The organism is Pseudoalteromonas sp. '520P1 No. 423', assembly GCF_001269985.1.
GTDB lineage: Bacteria > Pseudomonadota > Gammaproteobacteria > Enterobacterales > Alteromonadaceae > Pseudoalteromonas.
Genome location: NZ_BBZB01000002.1, coordinates 975,413 through 997,642, shown reverse-complemented (window position 1 = coordinate 997,642; position 22,230 = coordinate 975,413). Strand labels below are relative to the sequence as shown.

The 22,230-nt window shown below is 33.9% G+C and carries 17 protein-coding genes; 10 read left to right on the top strand and 7 right to left on the bottom strand.

The features are described 5' to 3' along the window. Positions 1–4: 4 nt before the first annotated feature. A complete protein-coding gene (locus PSA_RS22815) occupies positions 5–1,327 on the bottom strand; it encodes an acyltransferase (RefSeq protein WP_042152394.1) in 1,323 nt (440 codons plus the stop codon). A gap of 254 nt (positions 1,328–1,581) precedes the next feature. Continuing rightward, on the bottom strand, positions 1,582–2,361 hold the full coding sequence (locus PSA_RS22810) for a peptidylprolyl isomerase (RefSeq protein ID WP_127924242.1): 780 nt from the start codon (positions 2,359–2,361) through the stop codon (positions 1,582–1,584). A 431-nt stretch (positions 2,362–2,792) separates the two neighbouring features. Between PSA_RS22810 and ushA the strand changes: the two genes are divergently transcribed. Then, positions 2,793–4,451 (top strand): bifunctional UDP-sugar hydrolase/5'-nucleotidase UshA, encoded by a 1,659-nt coding sequence (gene ushA / locus PSA_RS22805; protein WP_042152391.1) that lies wholly within the window; start codon positions 2,793–2,795, stop codon positions 4,449–4,451. A gap of 48 nt (positions 4,452–4,499) precedes the next feature. Here ushA and PSA_RS22800 read toward each other — a convergent pair whose 3' ends face one another. Further along, entirely contained in the window at positions 4,500–5,432 is a 933-nt protein-coding gene (locus PSA_RS22800; RefSeq protein ID WP_042152388.1) for a hypothetical protein, read from the bottom strand. After that, positions 5,425–6,246 (bottom strand): PhnD/SsuA/transferrin family substrate-binding protein, encoded by an 822-nt coding sequence (locus tag PSA_RS22795; RefSeq protein ID WP_042152427.1) that lies wholly within the window; start codon positions 6,244–6,246, stop codon positions 5,425–5,427. The genes PSA_RS22800 and PSA_RS22795 overlap by 8 nt, the downstream gene beginning before the upstream one ends. A gap of 338 nt (positions 6,247–6,584) precedes the next feature. Between PSA_RS22795 and PSA_RS22790 the strand changes: the two genes are divergently transcribed. Then, a complete protein-coding gene (locus tag PSA_RS22790; RefSeq protein ID WP_042152424.1) occupies positions 6,585–7,385 on the top strand; it encodes a S1/P1 nuclease in 801 nt (266 codons plus the stop codon). A 70-nt stretch (positions 7,386–7,455) separates the two neighbouring features. Next, the gene (locus PSA_RS22785) at positions 7,456–10,683 is read left to right on the top strand and encodes a TonB-dependent receptor domain-containing protein (protein WP_042152385.1); all 3,228 of its coding nucleotides are present in this window, start codon (positions 7,456–7,458) and stop codon (positions 10,681–10,683) included. Positions 10,684–10,785: 102 nt separating this feature from the next. Here the strand turns inward: PSA_RS22785 and PSA_RS22780 are convergent, their stop codons facing one another. After that, entirely contained in the window at positions 10,786–11,232 is a 447-nt protein-coding gene (locus tag PSA_RS22780) for a MarR family winged helix-turn-helix transcriptional regulator (RefSeq protein WP_042152382.1), read from the bottom strand. 86 nt (positions 11,233–11,318) lie between these two features. Between PSA_RS22780 and hmgA the strand changes: the two genes are divergently transcribed. Further along, positions 11,319–12,647 (top strand): homogentisate 1,2-dioxygenase, encoded by a 1,329-nt coding sequence (gene hmgA / locus PSA_RS22775; RefSeq protein ID WP_042152377.1) that lies wholly within the window; start codon positions 11,319–11,321, stop codon positions 12,645–12,647. Continuing rightward, entirely contained in the window at positions 12,647–13,288 is a 642-nt protein-coding gene (gene maiA / locus PSA_RS22770; RefSeq protein WP_042152374.1) for a maleylacetoacetate isomerase, read from the top strand. Before hmgA ends, maiA begins: the two co-directional genes overlap by 1 nt. Positions 13,289–13,384: 96 nt before the next feature. On the opposite strand, the gene PSA_RS22765 is transcribed toward maiA, so the two are convergent. Beyond that, positions 13,385–13,618: a TIGR02647 family protein gene (locus PSA_RS22765; RefSeq protein ID WP_042152371.1), complete on the bottom strand. Its 234-nt coding sequence runs from the start codon at positions 13,616–13,618 to the stop codon at positions 13,385–13,387. A gap of 307 nt (positions 13,619–13,925) precedes the next feature. Here PSA_RS22765 and PSA_RS22760 point away from each other — a divergent pair, with 307 nt between their 5' ends. The 4 genes from PSA_RS22760 to PSA_RS22745 all read left to right on the top strand — a co-directional run bounded on the left by PSA_RS22760 (position 13,926) and on the right by PSA_RS22745 (position 20,338). Next, the gene (locus tag PSA_RS22760) at positions 13,926–15,680 is read left to right on the top strand and encodes a DUF4856 domain-containing protein (RefSeq protein ID WP_042152367.1); all 1,755 of its coding nucleotides are present in this window, start codon (positions 13,926–13,928) and stop codon (positions 15,678–15,680) included. 93 nt (positions 15,681–15,773) lie between these two features. Beyond that, the gene (locus PSA_RS22755; protein WP_042152365.1) at positions 15,774–17,054 is read left to right on the top strand and encodes an imelysin family protein; all 1,281 of its coding nucleotides are present in this window, start codon (positions 15,774–15,776) and stop codon (positions 17,052–17,054) included. 15 nt (positions 17,055–17,069) lie between these two features. Further along, positions 17,070–19,262, top strand: a complete 2,193-nt coding sequence (locus PSA_RS22750; protein WP_042152361.1) for a TonB-dependent receptor domain-containing protein — start codon at positions 17,070–17,072, stop codon at positions 19,260–19,262. A gap of 125 nt (positions 19,263–19,387) precedes the next feature. Continuing rightward, positions 19,388–20,338: a sterol desaturase family protein gene (locus PSA_RS22745; RefSeq protein WP_042152422.1), complete on the top strand. Its 951-nt coding sequence runs from the start codon at positions 19,388–19,390 to the stop codon at positions 20,336–20,338. On the opposite strand, the gene PSA_RS22740 is transcribed toward PSA_RS22745, so the two are convergent. Beyond that, a complete protein-coding gene (locus PSA_RS22740; RefSeq protein ID WP_042152359.1) occupies positions 20,339–20,710 on the bottom strand; it encodes a response regulator in 372 nt (123 codons plus the stop codon). A gap of 519 nt (positions 20,711–21,229) precedes the next feature. Between PSA_RS22740 and PSA_RS22735 the strand changes: the two genes are divergently transcribed. After that, on the top strand, positions 21,230–22,216 hold the full coding sequence (locus PSA_RS22735) for an SPFH domain-containing protein (protein ID WP_042152357.1): 987 nt from the start codon (positions 21,230–21,232) through the stop codon (positions 22,214–22,216). The last annotated feature ends 14 nt before the right edge of the window (positions 22,217–22,230 follow it).

Here is a 22,230-nt window from a genome sequence, read left to right as displayed (position 1 = left end):
AATCTTAATCTTTAGCGTGAAGTAAAGTTTTAAACTGCGATAATAAATCTTTATTCACTTGTGGACATTTTAAAGATGGAAAAAAAGATAAACATAGTTCCTTGTTAGGAGAGAAGTTGATAACAGCAACCGGTCTATTTACTAGTGCAGCTCCTAAGTTGTCTTTAGGCTCAATATTGACAGCACTTAAATGTTTTTTAGAAATACAATCATGTAAGAATCTGTCGCATCCAAGGTAATCATAATTATTCCAATTGGTTACAACAAAAGAAAGTGCTTCGTCAGAAGTACCTACTAACTCTTGTTTTATTGCCTCTTCAGTTAAAGAAAACATAGAAACATCTATGCCTTGAGTTTTAAATTCCACAATACGATTATGTATTTGTAATGCTATATCACTCAGTGATTTTTCACCATCAACAGTCACAGGTAAAAAAGAAATATAGTTACCTGTATAACGTTGCCTATCCTCATTGTTTAATAAATCGGATAACATTTTAAAACTAATTTTATGTTTTTTTGGTTTGGATCTTTTCTCAACATTGACTAAGTAAACTGATTTGGCAAGCATTGCACATACAATACTATTCTTTGTTAGTTGAGGGTAAGTATTACGACAGTGAGCGATACATTGATTAATATCTAACTGACTGTTCAGAGGCTCTCTGATATTTTTTTTGAAATTATCAAGGCACTTTGTTAACTCAGTTCTGTCTATGCCATATTCACCAATATCTTCAATTTTGTATTCAAGTAAGTCTTCAATATTCTTTGCATTATGAATTTCTTCTCTTTGTGATAAAGCTTGTGTCACAAAGTTTTCACCTGAAATTGTTTTAAGAGATTTTATTTTACTTAATATGCCTTTACTTAAAGCGGGTTCATCTTGTAACACAGCATTATAATGATTAATGAAATTGTTAAAAATATAATTGGCACTTCTTGCATCCATATAAGTATGGTTACTTGATATAGCTATGATGAATTCTGATCTATTTTTATTCTCTAGGACATTCATGATCATTGGCGCGGTACTGATTAGATCGATACTTTGACTTGATAGCTGTTTAAAGTCACCTTCTATATCATCACATAGTTGATGGCCAAATAAGATAGTAGACGGTTCATTGTTAAGCCAAATAAAATCATTTTGAGATTTATAATTTAATTGAAACTTAAATTTATTTACACAACCAAATACAGCTTCAAAACTGTGTTTAAGTTGATTAATATTGGCAGCGCCATCAAAAACATATCCATTTGTGAAAATGATATTAGCGCGATCCATTAAAGCTTCTAGGCCTATATTTTCAACTACATATGTCATCTTAACTGCCTTTTTATTATTGTTCGTTATTAATAGTTGAAACTATGTTGATAAAGTTTAGAGTAAACACTTCAAATTACATATGTTAAATACTTAATATTTCTAAACATAATACCTAAGCTATAGATAACTTCAATACGTTAGATCAGGATATAGTATTAATTGGTATTTATTTCCCTTTGTAGCTGTATTTATTTTTATACTGTTTAAAAAGCAACCTTAACTGGCTGCTTTTATTGACAATAATTAAAGTGCTATCTAAATTTTTTACGAAATGCAATCAGACCAAAGGCTAGTATATTTAGCCAAGAAAAAGTACCACCGCTACTACTATTAACCTGATCAGGTGTTTTATTACTTTCTTCTATTAGTGTATTTTTTATTGGTGAAAGCGAACTAGCAGAAGTAACATCTGGATCATTAATTGTAATTTGATTTACAACTACAAAGTTTTCTAGGCCTGGTAAATCACCATTTGTACATTGGTCTTGAGTATAATCGGGCATAGGCATTTCACCACAAAAAGATAGACTGGTTATTGATTCAATTACTTCCATCCCTTCAATAACTTGACCAAAAACTGTGAAACCGCCATTTTGGAGGTCAAGATTAGCGCTATTGTCTTCGAGATTAAAAAACCATTGATTAGTAGCACTATCAATTTGATTTTCAAGCTTAGCCATAGAGATTGTGCCTTTGACATTTGACCAAACAGGTTCGTTTTTAATGGCAGAATCTGTATCTACTTTGGTTAAAGGAATTTCATTTTCAAAAGTAAACCCACCGCCTTGAACGACAAACCCTGGTATAGCCCTGTGTATAACGGTATCTGTATAACTCCCATCATTCAAATATTTCAAAAAATTAGCGACTGTGATTGGTGTTGTTTCATCAAATAAATTCACTTTAACGCTTTTAACTTCATTTGAAATTGAGACATCGAATTCTACAATTGTAGCTTGTGATGACATGCTCAGTGTTAGTGCACTTAAAGCGATTACTGGTTTGATGAGCTTAGATATTTTATTCTTCATTAATTGTTACTACTATGTAATTTTCTTGTTAGTGAAACTAGCATAAACATTTGAAGTACAAAAAACCACAAATAGCTTTGCTTGTTCACATTTTTAGTTGCTTTGATTACATATTGGTTACAATTGATTGTTTTATAAAAAGCTAGAAAGTGCTATGAAATTCAAATTTTTCCTTTATTTAAACATAATATATTGATCGAGGTCTTCTGGTAAAAAAGTGAATAGGCTAATTTACCTTTTGAATGATAAATACTAGCTCATATAAAATCTAGATTGTAAAATACCAATAAAAGAAAGAATACTAGCAATAAAAGGCTCCAACAAAATTAGTATAATTGTTCAAATCCCAATTTTCAGTTACCATATGATTAATATCAGATGGCTATTTAAAACATTTAAATAGCCATCTTTTTTTAAAATATAGGTTCATAATGTCTTTATCACTAATATACAAATCAATTTTAATCTCAAGTATTTTCACAATAAGTGCTTGCTCTGTATTTAAAGAACAAGCTTCCGTTTCGAAAACACACAAAATAACAATATTGCATACAAATGATAACCATGGTCGCTTTTGGCATAATGAAGATGGTGAGTATGGCATGGCGGCCCGTAAAACATTATTAGATCGCTTACGTTCAGAAGCCAAAGCACAAGACAGTGAAGTTTTATTATTATCTGGTGGTGATATTAATACTGGGATCCCTGAGTCAGATATGCTACATGCCGAACCTGATTTCAAAGGTATGTCTTTATTAGGTTATGATGCAATGGCAATTGGTAATCATGAGTTTGATAATCCACTTTCAGTACTTAAAAAACAACAACAATGGTCTAACTTTCCTTTATTATCAGCTAATATTTTTAATAAAACTACAGGCGAACGTCCATTCCAAGCCTATAAAATGTTTAATAAAAATGGACTTAAAATTGCTGTTATTGGATTAACAACAACTGATACAGCTAAAATTGGTAATCCTGAATATATTAGTCACCTAAGATTTGAATCTCCTACTCTATCTAGTCAAAAATTGATTAATGAACTTAAATCAACTGAAAAGCCAGATATTGTTATTGCAGTAACTCATATGGGCCATTTTACAGATGGAAAACATGGCATAAATGCACCAGGTGATGTAAAGCTAGCTAGAAACCTTAAACAAGGATCATTAGATATTATTATTGGGGGCCATTCGCAAGAGCCTGCGTGTATGGATGGTGAAAACAAATATGATACAGATTTTCAACCTGGTGATGTTTGTACTCCCGACCAACAAAATGGTACTTGGATCATGCAAGCCCATGAATGGGGTAAATATGTAGGTAAAGCAGAGTTTGAATTTACTAATGATGAACTAGTATTGGTTGACTATCAATTAATACCTGTTAATTACAAAAGAACAACGATTGCAGCTGATGGTACAAAGGTTAAAAAATTAGTTGGCAAAAAAATTGAAAATGACCCTGAAATGTATCACTTTTTGTCTAAGTTTCAAAATCAAGGGCAAGCACAACTAATACAACCTATTGCACAGTTAAAAGGTGATTTAGACGGTGAGAGAAATCATGTCAGATTTCATCAAACAAACTTAGGTAGATTAATTGCTGCTGCGCAAATGCAAAAAGTAAATGCTGACTTTGGTGTGATCAGTGGCGGTGGGATCAGAAACTCTATTAGAGCTGGCGATATAAACTATAAAAATGTATTAACCGTACATCCGTTTAAAAATCGTTTAGCTTATGTTGAAATGAAAGGAGATGAAATAAAGTCTTTTTTATCTAAAGTCGCTAGTTTCCCATCTGATGCCGGCGCTTATACACAGTTTTATGGTGTTTCTTTAACTTTGAAGCAAGGCATTGCTGAGAATATTAAAATTCAAAATAAACCAATCGATTTAAATCGTACCTATAGATTTAGTCTCAATAGTTATAATGCTGCAGGCGGTGATGGTTATCCGAAATTGAATAAACACCCTGGGTATGTACCTACCAATTATATAGATGCTGAAGTTTTAAAAGAATTCTTAATTCAAAACAGCCCTATTAATGCAAATGAATATTCTCCTAAAGGTGAAATTAAGTACCTTTAATAAAATTTGGATGAGTATTAGTTTATACTCATCCATACTCTCTACTCTCTATTTCCCTATCAGTTCAATATGCTCTGTTTCAATTGTACTTAATCCATAGTGGTGTAACTTAGACCTTGAGCCTTCTCCATGTGCTTTCGGCGGGTAATAGATTGCTTTTAATTCAGGCGTATCAGTAAATACTTCATCTAAAGCTGCTCTGATCTCACTTAAAGTTTTTTCTAAGCTATTACTAAAGTTTGGCCTTTTACGAACTGTGTGTCCTAACTCGATAAGTCTAAGGAAGTATTTATTGGCTAATTCCGTTAGTTCATCTGGTAGGTCTTTATTTTGATTGAGCACGATATCTTTATTGAGTGTACAAAACTCTGTAAGCGCAACATAAAAACATAAGGGCTTATTTGCAAGCGAAATGGTTACGTTAGTCTCACTATTGATCAGCACTTTTTCTTTTAAATTGATTATTAAAAACGGCGTTTTAGGCTCATCTTGCGTGATTAATAATGTATTTTTACGGTTTTGCCAAATTAGGATGTGATCTAAAGTAAGGTAAGCAAATAATATGGCTATTAGAAGGGGAATTAGGCTTAAATACTCTGAAATAACGAAACTAGGTTCAGATATTTGTATATTTACAGATTCACCTGGTGCAAGTAAGCTTCGATATATTAGGCTATCGTTATTTTTATTATCAATTGAAATGTTTTGAATTGTGTGGAGTTGGGCTTTATATCCCATTTTATTCAGTTGGGTATTGAATTTTTTTATGTAGTTTATAATAGAAGAATGATCGCCTACATTATTAAGTGACCGATCTGGAAGGCTTAATCTTGGTAAATCAAGTGCAATTCTTGTCTGTATTTGACTTACCGATTTATCTATATTCGCCCTGTGATCTACATAAGCCCCCAAAGAATATGAAAGTTGTAATACTAACCAGAAAAAGAGAAATGATATAATTACTTTATGATACTTAAGCATCTGTTAGTACCTTTGTTAATAGTTCCGTATTACAAGATTTAAATAACTTTACATGATTAAAATAGGTTGATTCATTTTCTTTAGCTAAATCAAGCAAATTCCTTTGTACCGCACAAAGTAAATCTGTATTGTCTACATCCATTTTTAAATACCACTTACTACCGCTTATTGGATCACTAATTGGTTCTATATAATTTTTAGAAAACTGCTTTTCATCTCCTTTTTTCCAATAAGATGCAATTAAGTCCACTTTGCCGCTAGCTAACAAGTCTCTTAATCCTTCATGTGAATTAGCATAAGTGATATCTAAATTATCAATATTAAGTTCTAAATCTTTAAATAAAGCTTTTGGTAAAATGTGTCCTGAACGACTTGTCGGGTAATCTAACAACCCTATTTTTTTATCTAAAAAGTAGAGTTTTTTTAATTTTGGTTTTTCTTTTAATGATATAAAAAATGCAGTGTAATTTGAGTAACCTAAAACAGCTTGATAGTTATAAGTAGATTCAGCCATGAAAGCCTGCATGATATTCTCTTTTGCAAGTATCAAATCTGCAACGCCTTTTCCTAGAAATTCAACAGAATCCCCTAACTTATATCCCCAGTGTACAATTACATTCCCGTATTGTTTTGCTACAACTTCATCTTGACATAGTTTATGTGAGACCTGTTTAGCCACAACTTCTGATGGTACATAAATAATTAAGTTATGATCAACAGCTTTGCCGTTTGTTTTACATTGACTTGATATTTCCATAAATACAGGAATAGCTATATTAGATATTTCAGTTCTTGAATTACCTAGGTAAAACATAAATACAATTACTGTACACAAAAATGTAACAATAACTCTTTTTTCAAAAAATGCGATTTCCGATAACACAATACTTCACTTTACTTGTTTGCAACATTGCACATTTGAACAAGTTTAGTTACTTATTGCAATAAATAATTTTACCTAAGCAACATAAGCTATTGTTTCAATAGCTTTGTTAACAAGTAATGATGAATGCTGTTAACTCCTTTCTATTTAACTTTAAAAGCGTGAAAATAAGTAATCGAAACAAGGTGATTTGTAATTATTTGCAATTGGGTAGTTAGGTGAAAAAACAGTTAACAATAAAATTTATTATCGGCTTTTATGCAATATTAATGTTTGCTTTATCTCATAATGCACATGCGTGGAGTCAAAATGGCCATAGAATTGTAGCAAAAATAGCAGAGAATCATCTCACCGAAACAACTTTACAAGCTATTTTACCGTTATTAGAGGGTGAGAAATTAGCCGAGGTTTCAACTTGGCCTGATGAAATGCGTTCAAATCCAAGTGATTTTTGGCAAAAAGAATCAGGTAAATATCACTACGTTAATATTAGTAAAGCATCAGATTTTAAACCTTCGTCTTATAATATTTCAGCACAATCAGGTGAAGTCACTGATGCTTATGCTTTAATTTTAAAAGCCACTTCAGTTTTAAAAAGCCCCTCTTCTAATTTAAAAGACAAACGTTTTTATTTTAAATTTTTAGTACATGTAGTTGGTGATATTCATCAGCCTATGCATGTTGGCCACAGTGAAGACCGTGGTGGAAACCGCATCAAGGTTAAATTTTTTGGTAAAGACAGTAATTTGCATTCACTTTGGGATGGCTTATTAGTTGAAAACCAAAATTTATCTTTTACAGAATTTGCACACTTTATAGATACAAACGATAAAACTCTCATTTCAAAATACTTAAATAGCCAACCGAAAGACTGGATTTTAGAGTCGTTTTATATAGCACAGAAGTTATATGACATTGGCGATGCTAATTATAGATATAACTATGTATACGAACAAACACCTGTTGTTAAAAAGCGTTTAACGCAAGGTGGCATTAGATTAGCAGGTTTATTGAATCGCATATTTGATAAATCAGCAATACCTTTAGTGAATTCATTAAACAATCACTAAATCAAAGCAGTAGATAAATAATATATAAGCAAATTAACTTTCAAATAATTGTTACACGGGAAACGACTAAATGAAAACTTATCAACTTTCGAAGATCACTGGCGCGTTAGTTTTTGCGTTAGGTTTATCGACAAGCGCAATGGCAGCAGACACCTCTTCTGCTATGCGTGGTAAAATATTAACACCACAAGGTGATGCTGCAAGTAATGTTAAAATTACTGTCGTTCATCAGCCTACAGGTACATCAAGAGAATTAACAACAAATGAAAATGGTGTATTTGTTGCTAAAGGCTTACGTGTTGGTGGTCCTTACACAGTTGTTATTGATTCTGATACTTACTCTGATGATATGTTAGAGAATATCTACTTATCTTTAGGTCAAACAGAGCGTGTTAAAGCTCAGCTTGAATCTAAGAAGATGGAAACGATAGAAGTATCGGGAGTAAGAGTTTTACAGGATGTTGGTGGCGCAAGTAGCGTTTTTGGACAAGCAACGATTGATAATATGCCTAGCTTTAATAAAGATATTAAAGACGTTGCACGTTTAAACCCATTAGCCAGCATTAATGGTAATGGTGAGATGACTATTGCCGGTGGTAATCCACGTTCAAATAGCCTTACAGTAGATGGCATCGGTCAAAATGATGACTTCGGTCTTAATTTTGGTGGGTATGCAACGCAACAACCTCCTGTATCATTGGATGCCATTGAACAAGTATCCGTTGATGTGTCACCATTTTCTGCCAAAAAAGGCAATTTCGGTGGTGGTACTATTAATGCAGTAACAAAATCAGGTACCAATGAGTTTAAATTCTTTGGCTTTGCAGAGCAATCAACTCCTGAACTCGCTGGTGATCGCTCAGTATTACAGCAAGAAACTTATACTGAAAAAGGTGAATTACCTAATGGTGATAAATATTACCCAGGTAATGCTATATTGGACGAAACTGGCCACAAGACTTTTTCTACTAATAAAGTTAAACCAAGCAATACAGATACACGTTTTGGTTTTAATGTGGGTGGACCTTTAATACAAGATGAGTTGTTTTTCTTTGTAAACTACAGTAATTGGAAAAGTGTAAATGAAGTAGATTATGGATTCAAAGGTAGCGGTGCTACCAATGAATATAATATGACTCAAGATGACTTCAACAGCTTTATGAATACGCTAAACAATACTTATGGTATTCAAGATTCATTAGGTGGTGATGTTGAAGACAGTAACGAAACTTTATTAGTAAAATTAAGTTGGAATGCATCAGATAGCCATCGTGCAGATTTCACTTATCAATGGCAAGACGATCAAGATGCACGCGGTGCAACTTTTGGCGGTCAAAACATAGCATTAAATTCTCGTCGTGCAAATTATGTGACTAAATTTGATAACTTTGCAGTTAAGCTTTACTCTGATTGGACTGATGAACTTTCCACTGAAATAGGTGTAAGTTACAAAGACGTTTCATCAGATACAATAAATAATTCAAACTTTGGTAGCGTAAAAGTTAGCCAAGGTCGTGATCAACCTTCTGTTGAATTTGGTGCGAAAGGTACCAATCATGATAATCATTCACAAACTAAAAATTTAATTGTTTCATTTGATGGTAGTTACTTACTTGACGATCATGAAATCAAGTTTGGTGCGCAATACGAAAATTTAAATCTGTATAACTTATTTGCCCAAGACTCGTTAGGTTCTTGGACTTTTGATGACTTTGAATTGTTTGAAAATCAAAAAATTGGTAAATATGATTTTAGATATTCAAATGCTTATACAAATGATTCAGCTGATACTGCTTATGATGCTTCACGTAGCACTTTAGCGCTATATTTAGAAGATACATTTTATGTTACTGATGATTTAGAGTTAACTGCGGGTGTTCGTTATGAAAGATTATCATCAGACGATAAACCTACTTTAAACACTAATTTCTACGAAACAAATGGCATTTCAAATCAAGAAAACTTAGACGGTAAAGATGTGATCTTACCTCGAGTTGGTTTTAAGTATTATGCTACAGATGATGTGGTAGTGCGTGGTGGTATTGGCCGCTTCCAAGGTGGTATTCCAAATGTTTGGTATAACAACCCATTCACTATGGATGGTATTACTTTAGTATCAGCACCAAGTTCTGCTACTAATGGGTATTATCAAGATGAAAACAATATCGTTGATTCATTTACAGTTCCGCAAGAAATAAAAGATTCTCTTGAAGCAGGTGCAGGTAGTGTAAATTACATCGATCCTGAATTTGACTTACCAACAAGTTTACGTGCGCAAATTGGTGTTGATTACACCGTTGATATTCCTATGATAGGTGAAGGTTTTCTTTGGTCTTCTGAATTAATGTACCAAAAGAAAGAAAATGAAGCTGTTTGGGTAAATACAGGTATTTTTGATTCTGGTGAGCGTGCGGCTGATGGTGTTCGTGTTATTAATGAAAGTATCTATGAAGATAACTTCGATATTATGATGACAAACGCTGAAGATGATGGTCGTTCTATTATTTTCTCAACATCTCTAGCTAAAAGCTGGGATAATGGTGTAAGCATGACTATGAGTTATGCACATCAAGATATCGAAGAAAATCATGTAGGTTCTGCATCTCAAGGTCAAGGTAACTACAAACATAATATCATAAAGAACCGAAACCAAGATATGGTATCTCGTGGTTTTTATGAAGTTGAGCACAGCTTTAAATTAAACTTAGGGTATTCAACTGAGTTCTTTGCTGGGTATGCGACGAGCTTTAATATGTTCTTTGAGCGTCGTTCAGGTCGTCCGTTCAGTTATACAATGGGTATGTATAAAGACGGAGATTTTGGCGATACTTCTGCATTTTGGTCACAAGGCGCTTACTTACCTTATATCCCTACAGGAGCTGATGATCCAAATGTAAACTGGGAAGACTCAAAGGTTTCATGGGATGAACTTAAAGGTTATTTAGATGAAGCTGGAATTTCACCTTCAGGTAAAATTCTTGATCGAAATACAGCTACTCAGCCTTGGGTAACAACTATGGATATTAGTATTAAACAAGATATTCCTGGTTTTGCAGAAGGTCATTCAGGTCAAATTTACTTCATGGTAGATAACTTTGCTAACCTGCTTAACAGCGATTGGGGTGTAGAGAAGAAGATTAAATATGCCAACCAAGTGGTTTATGATTTTGGTGGTTTAGACGAAAATGGTAAATACATAATACATAAACCATACGGCGGCCGAGATACACGTAATTATAATACGATTGCTGGTGGTTCTGCATGGCAAGCTAAGATTGGCGTAAGCTACAAGTTCTAATTATATTTGTAACTGTCTTTCCCTAGAGACAACAATTAAAACAGCCCTCATTAGAGGGCTGTTTTTTATTTTTCGTTTTGTATATGCATATAATAAATAGTGTTATTTAACTTTTACTTTATTATCTAGCTTAGACAAGACCGACATAAAACAATCGTACTCTTCTTCTGATATATCAGCTTTTAAATTCCTTTCCCAAGTTAATGCTTTTGGTGCTAGTTCATAATATAAATCTTTACCTGCTTTAGTAAGCGCTACAAAATAAGCGCGTTTATCAGCTTTGTTCACTCGTTTTACTAGATACCCCCTATTTAACATAATTTGAATTGCGCGGGATACGGTTGATTTGTCCATAGAGGCTAGATTGCCTAACTTTTTGGCTGTTACAAAATCATTCTCAAATAGATTTACTAAAATTCGCCATTGCGCAATGCTTATTCCATACTCAAGCGAATAAACAGCAGAAAATGCTTCACTGATATTATTTGATAAGTTTGCGATACGGTACGGTAAAAATGACTCTAATTTAATCGTTTTTTCTGTTGTCATAAAATCTTCTCAAATATAATTATTGCAAATACTCTCACGTGAGAGTATTTTTATAAAGCTTATTTCTAAACGTCGAGCTTAAAATCATGACTTTAACAAAAACAGATAAACAAAACCTAAAATATATGACTGGTTTTGGAAATGAATTTGAAACTGAAGCACTTGAAGGTGCACTGCCCGTTGGGCAATTTAGTCCACAAAAAGTAAAATACGATTTGTATGCTGAGCAATTTAATATTACGGCTTTTACAGCGCCTCGCTCCCATAATCTTAGAAACTGGTTTTATAGAATACGCCCGTCAGTTGTTCAAGGTAACTATGAACCGATTGATAATGCATTAATTCGTAGCGCGCCAATAACTGAGATCCCTACGCCACCAGATATGCTTCGTTGGGATCCAATAGACATACCATCTGATAAAACTGATTTTATCGATGGACTTGTTACTATGGCTGCTAATGGAAGTGTAAATGCACAAACAGGTATCGCGATCCATATCTATGTTGCAAATACTTCTATGGACGGTCGTTACTTTTGTAATGCTGATGGTGAGCTTTTATTTGTACCGCAAGATGGTGAGATAATTTTAAACACTGAATGTGGCAAGTTATATATTAAACCGGGTGAAATCGCGGTTATTCCTCGTGGCATTAAATTTAGTGTTGAGCTGTTAACAGATAATGCACGTGGTTATATTTGTGAAAACTACGGTAATGCATATGAATTGGCAGAGCGTGGCCCTGTAGGTGCAAATGGGTATGCTAACGACAGAGATTTTCAGTATCCTGTCGCATCCTTTGAAGATAAAGAAGGTGATTTTGAGCTTATTACTAAATTTAACGGTAATATGTTTCGCTGTGATTTAAAACACTCTCCTTTAGATGTTGTCGCTTGGACAGGCAATGCAGGACCATATAAGTATGACTTATCTCGTTTCAATGTGATGAACACTGTCAGCTTTGATCACCCAGATCCTTCAATATTCACAGTACTCACATCTCCATCTGGTACGCCAGGTGTTGCTAATATAGATTTTGTTGTATTCCCGCCTCGTTGGATGGTAGCAGAAGATACATTTAGACCACCGTACTACCATAGAAACATCATGAGTGAGTTTATGGGATTGATTGAAGGTGTATATGACGCAAAAGAGCATGGATTTGTCCCGGGCGGTGCAAGTTTACATAATTGCATGTCACCTCACGGGCCTGAAGCTGAAGTTTTTGAAAAAGCATCAAACGCTGAGTTAGCACCGCAAAGATATGAAAACACCTTAGCCTTTATGTTTGAGTCAAAATATATTATCTCGCCAACTAAATTTGCACTACAAGGTGAAACGCGTCAGCCAAATTATCAAGATTGTTGGCGTCAAATTAAAAAATACTACAAAGCCCCTACTTTGGAGCAAAAATAATGAAACTATATACTTATTTTAGATCGTCAGCGGCATACAGAGTACGTATTGCTTTAAACCTAAAAGGTTTAACACATGAGCTAGTGCCTGTTAATTTATTAAAATCAGCGCAAAATGGACAAGATTATTTAGAAGTTAATCCTCAAGGGCTTCTACCTGCACTTGCAACTGAGAAAGGCAATATTGGCCAGTCTCTCGCAATCTTAGAGTGGCTTGAAGCTGAGCACCCTGAAACTCCAATTTTACCTGGCGATCATTGGAACCAAGCTCAAATTCGAAATTTAAGCTATGCCATTGCCTGTGATATTCACCCGATTGATAACTTGCGTGTTTTAAAATATTTATCGTCAGAATTAAAAGTAACGGACGAACAAAAAACGACTTGGTATAAACATTGGGTTGAAGTTGGGTTTGAAAAAATTGAAACGATGCTTGAGCAGTCTGATTTATATCAAGGTCAATTTTGTTATGGTGGCACTCCTACTCTTGCAGATATTAACTTAGTACCACAAGTGTTTAATGCATTAAGATTCAAAGTAGATATGTCTGCTTATCCTAAAATAGCTGCAGTATATAAACTGTGTAACACTTTACCAGCATTTATTGATGCAGCACCTGAGAATCAAGTAGACGCAACTTAGACTTTATAAATATATTAATGCCCTATTTTACATTAGGGCATAATTTAATTATTCGTTTTTATAATGACTAGAGAGACAAATTAGATTGTTATGCATTTATGCGCTTAAAGCTGATTGTAATGTTTGCGCATGTTCTGCTAAATCTAAACCTAAGTCTGTTAAATAACCTCCATCTATTTGGTCTATAATTCCTTTTTCAAATAAGCGCTTAGCCGCTTCAACAAGTGCTGGATCGGCATCTTGGTGTACTTTAAGGCCCTGCATCATACTATCCATTGGAAACTTCAAAATTAAATCAAGTTCTTCACACATATGTTGATCAAATTGCATTATTCATACCTTAACTTTTTTTATTGTCTGTTCAAACATAGCTTGTTGTGAAAATAATTTAAAGTATTTATTTAATAAACATTGATTTATAGCAAATTGTGAGTGAACAACATTAAATTAAATTTAGTATGAAGAAATAATAATGTAAATTTAAACAAAACAATCTAAACTAGATAAATAATCTTGATACAAATAAAATCTATATTAAAAATATTAAATTTATTACAAATGATATTGATTATCATTGGTATAACTATATAATGTGATTCATATAAATTAAATACTTCAATAGAATCAAGGGTTATATATGTTTAATATTCGTAAATCTATTTTGGCAACAGCTATTTTAGCTGGTACTTTAGGCCTTACAGCTTGTGGTGGTTCTAGCGATAAGACAGATCCGGTGGTTGAGCCGCCAGTAAATGTAGCTCCGAGTGCACCAACAATCGATCTATCTATAATCAATGATGATGCAGTGGGTACTGTAATTGGCACACTTTCAGCAACTGATGATGCTACTACTGCATTAACATACACTGTAAATGATTCTCGCTTTGAAATAGTAGATGGTAAATTAAAACTAAAAAATAACTTCGCTTTTAACTTTGAACAAGAAGAAGAGAAAACAGTTACAGTTTCAGTTACTGTGTCAGATGGCGCACTTTCTACATCGGCAGATTTAACATTAACAATTGAAGACGTTGCAGCAGAAAAAGGTGTAAACCTTTATGAATTTGATTCTAAGTTTTTAGATGGCTCTTCTGTAAGTTATAGCGGTCAAATCGCACGTCAAAGTCTATTAAATGAAATAAAAAAATATATCGGTACTTTAACTGTTGAGAACGTCGATGCAAACTTGATAACAGCTGAACAGGTAGCTGCCCATCTAAATGCTTTGTTTGCTGATTATGATGCCATTTCTGAAAATGAATTTACATTTGTAGACCCAACGAATTACAAGCAAAAAACGTTTGCTGACATTTCTTCTTCAGGTAAATCTTTGACTGGTAAAATTGCTGGTAATGATGCTGGTAAGCAAACTAAAGATTGGCTAGTCGAAGGCACTTTTGTTGGGTGGGAAAACTTTGGTACTGAGGCAAAAACACCTGAAGGCCTAGTGAAACACATGTTTGCCACGATAGTTGAGCAAGTAAGAAAGCACAACGATGGAGAAGTCATCACAGATCCTGCAGGCAATACCATTACAAAGTTATTTATTACTCCTGAAGGTCTTGATTTACAACAGTTAGTTCAAAAGCACGTGCTAGGTGCGATTATGTTTTCTCAAGGTACAGATGATTACCTAGAAGATGGTCTAGAATCAGATAATACAGTGCAATACAAAGGCACCAAATCTTACACTGCGCTAGAGCATCAATTCGATGAAGGTTTTGGTTACTTTGGTGCAACGCGTGATTACTTAGAGTACTCTGATAATGAGATATCAGGTAAAGGTGGCCGTGATGATTATCAATCAAAACACGATACAAATGGCGATGCATTAATAGATTTAAATTCAGAGTTTATTTTTGGAAACTCTGCTAACGCAGCTAAACGCGACCGTGGCACGAAATCGAATGCAAATCCGACTGATTTTTCTGCAACAGCAATGAATGCATTTATCGCTGGTCGTAAAATCATTAACGATGCAGTACCAAATGCATTAACTGATGAACAAATGAATGCAGTAAAAGTACAACGTGATATTGCCGTGCTTGCTTGGGAAAAAGCAATTGCAGCGACTGTTGTACATTACATCAATGATGTTATAGCTGATGATGATGGTGATATTGATGATATTTCAACTGGTAGTTACACAGCTAGCCAATTTGCTGTGTTTGCTAAACATTGGGGTGAAATGAAAGGTTTCGCGTTAAACTTCCAATTTAGTCCGTTTTCACCAGTCTCTGAGGCAGACTTCGCTAAAATACATGAATTGTTTGGTGAAAAACCTGTCATGGCACAGGCTGAAATAGAAGCTTATAAAGCAAGCTTATTAGAAGCACGTGGGATAATTCAAAACGCTTACAGCTTCGATGCGGATAATGTCACTGGCTGGTAATTCTAGTTACTAACTTTTAGTTATTAACTTTTATTAAAAGGTTAGTGCTTTAAAAGCACTAACCTTTTGTTGTATATAAACTTAGGAATAATAATGGCAATCAATAAACGCTTAAATACTATTTTTCTAGCGATTAGCACGACATTGTTTTTATCTGCTTGCGGAGAAAGTACCTCAAGTAAATCTGGTCCAGATTTTGGTACTGCAGATCCGGGTAATGGTGGCGGTACACCGACCTTTGATGAATCTAAATTAATCAACAACCTTGTTGACCAAGTAATCTCCCCTACTTTTAATGCGTTCTCAGAGCAATCAATAAATCAATTAGCCGCTATTTCTGATTACTGTACATTAGAAGAAAATTTTACACCTGATTTAGATGATCCTGCTTCAGTATCAGCCTCTCTTTTGGTGGCCAAGCAAAATTGGCAAGATACTATGTTAATTTGGCAACAAGCCGAAGTAATGCAAATGGGCCCATTAATTGAAAATGACAATGAACTTAGAAATCGCATTTATTCATGGCCTGCTTACAGTTATTGTGGTGTCGATCAAGATGTTGCTTATTTTGAAGATGGTATGGTTAACTTAGATCCAAATAAACCATATGATATAAAAGCACGTACTTCTACACGCCGCGGATTATTTGCTCTTCAAAGATTATTATTTAATGAAGATTATAATCATGCCTGTATTACTGCAAATGATGCTCTAAGTGATTGGAATAGCCGTACGGTTCAAGAACGAAAAGTTGCGCGTTGTCAATTTGCAAAAGAAGTATCAAAAGATCTAGTTGATAACTCAGAAGAGTTGTTATCGAAATGGAACGGTGATAATGGCTATGCAAATGAGCTTAAAAATGCAGGTCAACCGGGCAATAGCTTTGAATCAACGCATGCGGCAGTAAACGTGCTTTCAGATGCGATGTTTTATACTGACTCTATAGTAAAAGATAAAAAATTAGGTGTGCCATTAGGTCAGTTTGCTAATTCTTGTGGTTTTGAAGTATGTGCTGAAGATGTGGAATCATTTGATTCTGGTTATTCATTAGCAAATATAAAAGCGAACTTAGTTGCATTTGAAAAATTATTTTTAGGTAATTTGCAAGGTGAAGACGCCAAAACTGGTTTTGATGACTTTTTAGTAGAAGAAGGCGCTTCTGATACTAAAGATATTATGATTCAGGGGATCAATGATGCAAAAAATGCAGCAACACAAATTGATTCAGAATTAAAAACTGCATTAATTTCTGAAAATGAAAAAGTTGAACATGCACACGCGAAGGTAAAGGATATTACGGATCAACTTAAAAATGATTTTATCAATAAACTCGCTTTAGAGCTGCCAAAATCTTCAGCTGGCGACAACGATTAATCAAAGGTATCCAAAATGAAAAAAACATTATTAGCATTATCAGTCGCAACCTTAATTAATCCGCTTGCTGCAATTGCTGGCGATACAACAGATGATGTAAAGAATAAAGCAATAGAACATATGCAGATTCTAAGTCATGGTGATAAGTTAAGAACTGAATCTGGATCTTCAACTTTATTAACAGAGCTTGAACTTGAAAAACATGAGTATGATGATATCCATCGAATATTAGCATCAGTGCCAGGTGTAAATATTCGTGAAGAAGACGGTTTTGGTTTAAGACCTAATATAGGCTTTCGTGGTGTAAATCCGGAACGTAGTAAAAAAATTACAATACTAGAAGATGGTATTTTAATTGGCCCGGCGCCCTACTCAGCCCCTGCAGCTTATTACTTCCCAATTACGACCCGTATGACAGCGGTAGAAGTATTCAAAGGCCCATCTGCAATCAAACATGGTCCGCAAACTGTTGCGGGCACTTTAAATTTAGTGACCAGACAAATACCCATTCATAATGAAGGCGGATTAGATTTAGCTCTAGGTACTGAAGGTTATGCTAAGGCGCATGCCTACTTTGGTGAAACTCATGATAATTTAGGTACTTTATTTGAAGCCGTTCATTTAGAGGCTGATGGTTTTAAAGATTTAGATGGTGGTGGCAATACTGGTTTTGAAAAAAATGACTTTTTAGTCAAAGTTAATTACTTGATAGCGGGTAACAAGTTTGATCAAACGGTTGAGCTTAAATTATCTTACGCAGATGAAATATCAAATGAGACATACCTTGGTTTAACTGATGAAGATTTCGAAATAAATCCATATCGCAGATATGCAGCTAGTCAGCCAGCAAAAATGGATACAGAACATAAACAAATTATGTTTACTCATAATATTCATAATGATGACTTTAGTTTTACTACGCGAATTTACAGAAATGAATATCAAAGAGCATGGAAAAAGCTAAATGGTTTAACAAACACAAATATAAGTTTGTCTGAAATCCTAGCTAACCCAGATGATAATGAGCGTGAGTATAATGTAATATCAGGTCAAGAAAACTCTAATCAAAACGGCGGTGGTAACAATACGTTTTTAATTATGGGCACTAATGATAGATCTTATGTGTCACAAGGCATTCAACTTAACGCTGATTATGCTGTTAAACTTTTTGATTTAGAGCATGACATCTCTGTTGGTGTGCGTTTGCATGAAGATGAGATAAACCGTAGTCACTTTGAAGAAATCTACAGTATGCAAGATGGTACGGCAGTGTTTAATGAAGGTTCTGCTTATGATACTTCACATAATATTGAGTCAACAAAAGCCCTTTCTATTTATGTAGAAGATAGCATCACAATAGATAAGTTAACTTTATCTGCAGGTTTACGTAGTGAGTATATGGATATGCACTACAATGACAAAGTTAAAACAGATGATTGGCAAGACAAAACGACCAGTATTTTATTACCTGGATTAAGTGGTTTTTATAAACTATCTGAAAACGCAGGTTTGTTAGCGGGTGTTTATCAAGGATTTTCACCAAGTAGTCCTAAACAAGGAGCAGAAATAGAAGTTGAAAAAAGTATAAACTATGAATTCGGTGGTCGTTATAATAACAATAATACTCAATTAGAAGTTGTTGCTTTTTATAATGATTATGACAACCTTAAAGGCAGCTGTTCACAATCTAACTGTTCGGGTGAATTAGACCAAGAATTCAACGGTGGTAAAGCTGTTGTTTATGGATTAGAAAATCAGTTAAATCATTCATTCACTCTAAACTCTAGTATAGATATACCTGTAGGTTTAGTTTATACCTATACACAAAGTGAATTTAAGGAAGAGTTTGTTTCTGAGTTTGAGCCTTGGGGTCATGTTATGGTCGGTGATGAATTACCAGATTTGGCTGAGCACCAAGCAACTTTAAATATTGGACTTGATAATAGTAATTGGCAAGTAAATTTGGCAGTTAAATTTGTAGGTGAAATGTTATCAAGCGCTGGTGATAGAAGTGATGACACTGTTAACCGCACTGAAGGTACAACTATATTAGATTTATCTGCAAGTTATGAGTTAGGTGATTATGGTCGTATCTATGGTAAAATTGATAACTTAACAGATGAAGCTTCAATTGTGAGTCATAGACCTTATGGTGTTCGTCCTGGTAAACCAAGATTGATGTCTATTGGTTATAAATATCAGTTTTAGCTGATAATTTATAAAGCTGATAAATTAAAAAGGCAGCTTTCGCTGTCTTTTTAATTTAAATCATGCAAGTTTAAATTTTAATGTTGGACTTGGTTTGTTACTTATTCAATTTAATCGAGAAAGTTGTGTTAGATATCCTATCAAAAAGTTTATTGGAGCTACCTTTATATTTGACTGATGCAAATAAACGCATATTTGGTGTATATTTAATTTCAGCAATAGCATTATCACTTCCGGTCTTTATTAAAGTTTCTAATACAAAATCTTTACCTGCGTTTTTTAAATTTCTATTTCCAAAAAATATTTGGTTACACGATAGCGCAAAACAAGATTATAAACTTTGGGTTTTAAATAAAGTATTAAAAGCATTTTTATTTGGGCCTATAGTGTTAACTATGGTACCAATAGCACTGGGTTTATCTGGTTTTTTAGAAACAAGTTTCGGAAATTTTGAACCTTATGTTTTAGCACATTGGCAAATAGTCGCTATATTTACCACCGCTTTATTTTTAGTTGATGATTTCACGCGTTTTTTATTACATTGGATTTTGCATAAAGTGCCTTTTTTATGGGAATTTCACAAGGTACACCACTCTGCAAAAGTATTAACACCTTTTACGATATATCGTTCACACCCAGTCGAAAGCTATTTTTATGCTTGTAGAATGGCGATAGTTCAAGGAATAGTTGTTGGCGTAGGCTATTATTTATTTGGTGCTACATTAAGCATGTATGATGTTTTAGGTGCAAATTTATTTGTCTTTATTTTTAATTTCTTTGGTTCAAATTTACGTCATTCGCATGTTTGGTTAAGTTGGGGTGATACATTAGAATCTGTGTTCATCAGCCCTGCTCAACATCAAGTACATCATAGTAATAATCCAATTCATTTTGACAGAAATTTGGGTTCAGCACTTGCTATTTGGGATCGTTTATTTGGTACACTGATAAAAGCATCAGCTGCAGGAAAAATATCTATAGGCGTAGGTAAATATGATGCTGGTCACGACAGTATTATAGCTATTTATTTAAAACCTTTTTCTAAAGCATTTAAGTCTTTAAAAATAAAAAAATAATTAAACAATACACTTGTCAATCTTATGAATTTTCTTTTCTAATGTATTGTAATTAAATGGCTTTACAATAAAACCAGTAACTTTTGCTGCTATGATTTCTTTTATTTTACTACATTCATCTTCAGTTGATATCATTAATACAGGAATTTTTGATAATTCAGATTCCGAGCGGACTTTCTCAAGCAATTGTTTGCCATCTAATTTTGGCATATGTAAATCTGTGATCAGCAAGTCATAATGATTTTTATACAACAGCGATAAAGCTTGTAAACCATCAATAGCTTCATCACAATCTACATGACCTAAATCGCGCAGCATATGTAATATCACATGACGCATAGAAGCCATGTCATCAACAACTAAGATCTTCATATTCTACAAATCCTTTTGCGTACATAATTGCCATTAACTGTAGTTTAGTTATCTTTTTTTGCAAATTTATAATAGATTAAATAGGTATGGGTTAATTATGCTGTTTGAACACTAAAAGGTTCAGCCCTATCACCCATTTTATCTAGACATTAACAGCGCCCTAACTGATTGCAATAATTGATTTTCCGCTATAATATTTATTAGGTATGTTAACTCTACCATTATCAATTTGAGGAAAATAATACAGATAGCATTAATTTTTTATGCTGTTGTCTTATCTCCCCTAGCAATTTATACACGAGGTAAAAAATTTAAAAGTAAAGAAAATTAAAATTTTGATGTATTTCATAACAATTCTTAATTAAGTTTGAATAACAAATAAAGTATCATTTATTTTTTGTTTGAATTATGAGCAGCTAATAATCAATAATGCAGGAAGTTACATTTTAAAGTGACTGTCTTGACCCTTTTTATGATACTGTTTGACGATAATAATTATTAAATAGGAATTTACATATTATGGAAGCATTTATCCCTTTACTAGCCAATCCGGTTTTATGGATCACTATAGTTTTAATTTACACCTTAAAAAAAGGCATTTATTTTGTGCCTCAAAATAGAGGTTATGTAATTTATACACTAGGTAAATATGATAAAACCTTATCTGCAGGTTTAAATTTTATCATCCCTTTTATTCAATCAGTCGCAGCAGATCGTAACCTAAAAGAACAATCATTAGATATCTCTTCTCAATCGGCTATCACTAAAGATAATATCTCATTAGAGCTTGATGGTATTTTATTTATGAAAGTAACTGATGCTGCAGCTGCGACCAATAATGTCACTGATTATAAAATGTCTGTCACACAATTGGCGATGACAACAATGCGTAATGCTATTGGTTCTATGGAACTTGATGAGTGTTTTCAATCCAGAGATACCATAAACGCAACAATTTTAGCTGCTATGACAGAAGCGACAGCACCTTGGGGTGTGATGGTGACCCGTTACGAAATTAGAGACATCAGCCCACCGCAAAGTATTCGTGAAGATATGGAAAAGCAAATGACAGCAGAACGTGAAAAGCGCTCTGTTATACTGACAGCTGAAGGAGTCAAAACTGCAGCTATTACAGAGGCAGAAGGTTTAAAGGCAGCAAGAGTATTAGATGCAGAAGCGTCAAAAGCAGAACAAGTTCTTAATGCTGAAGCAGAAAAAGAAAAGCAAATTTTAGAAGCCACGGGTAAAGCTGAAGCGATCCGTTTAGTAGCTAACGCAGAAGCTTCAGCATTAACAACTGTAGGTAACGCAGCAGATACTCATGAAGGTCAAGCAGCTGTTACTTTAACACTTGCACAAGATACAATTGCAGCCCACAAAGCAATTGCAGCCGAAAGCACAGTTGTATTAACTGATGGTAAAACAGGTGAAAATATTGCGAATACAGTTGCACAAGCAATTGCAGTTTCAAGCTCACTAAAATTACTAAATTCAGAACAACAATAATTAAATAGGATACT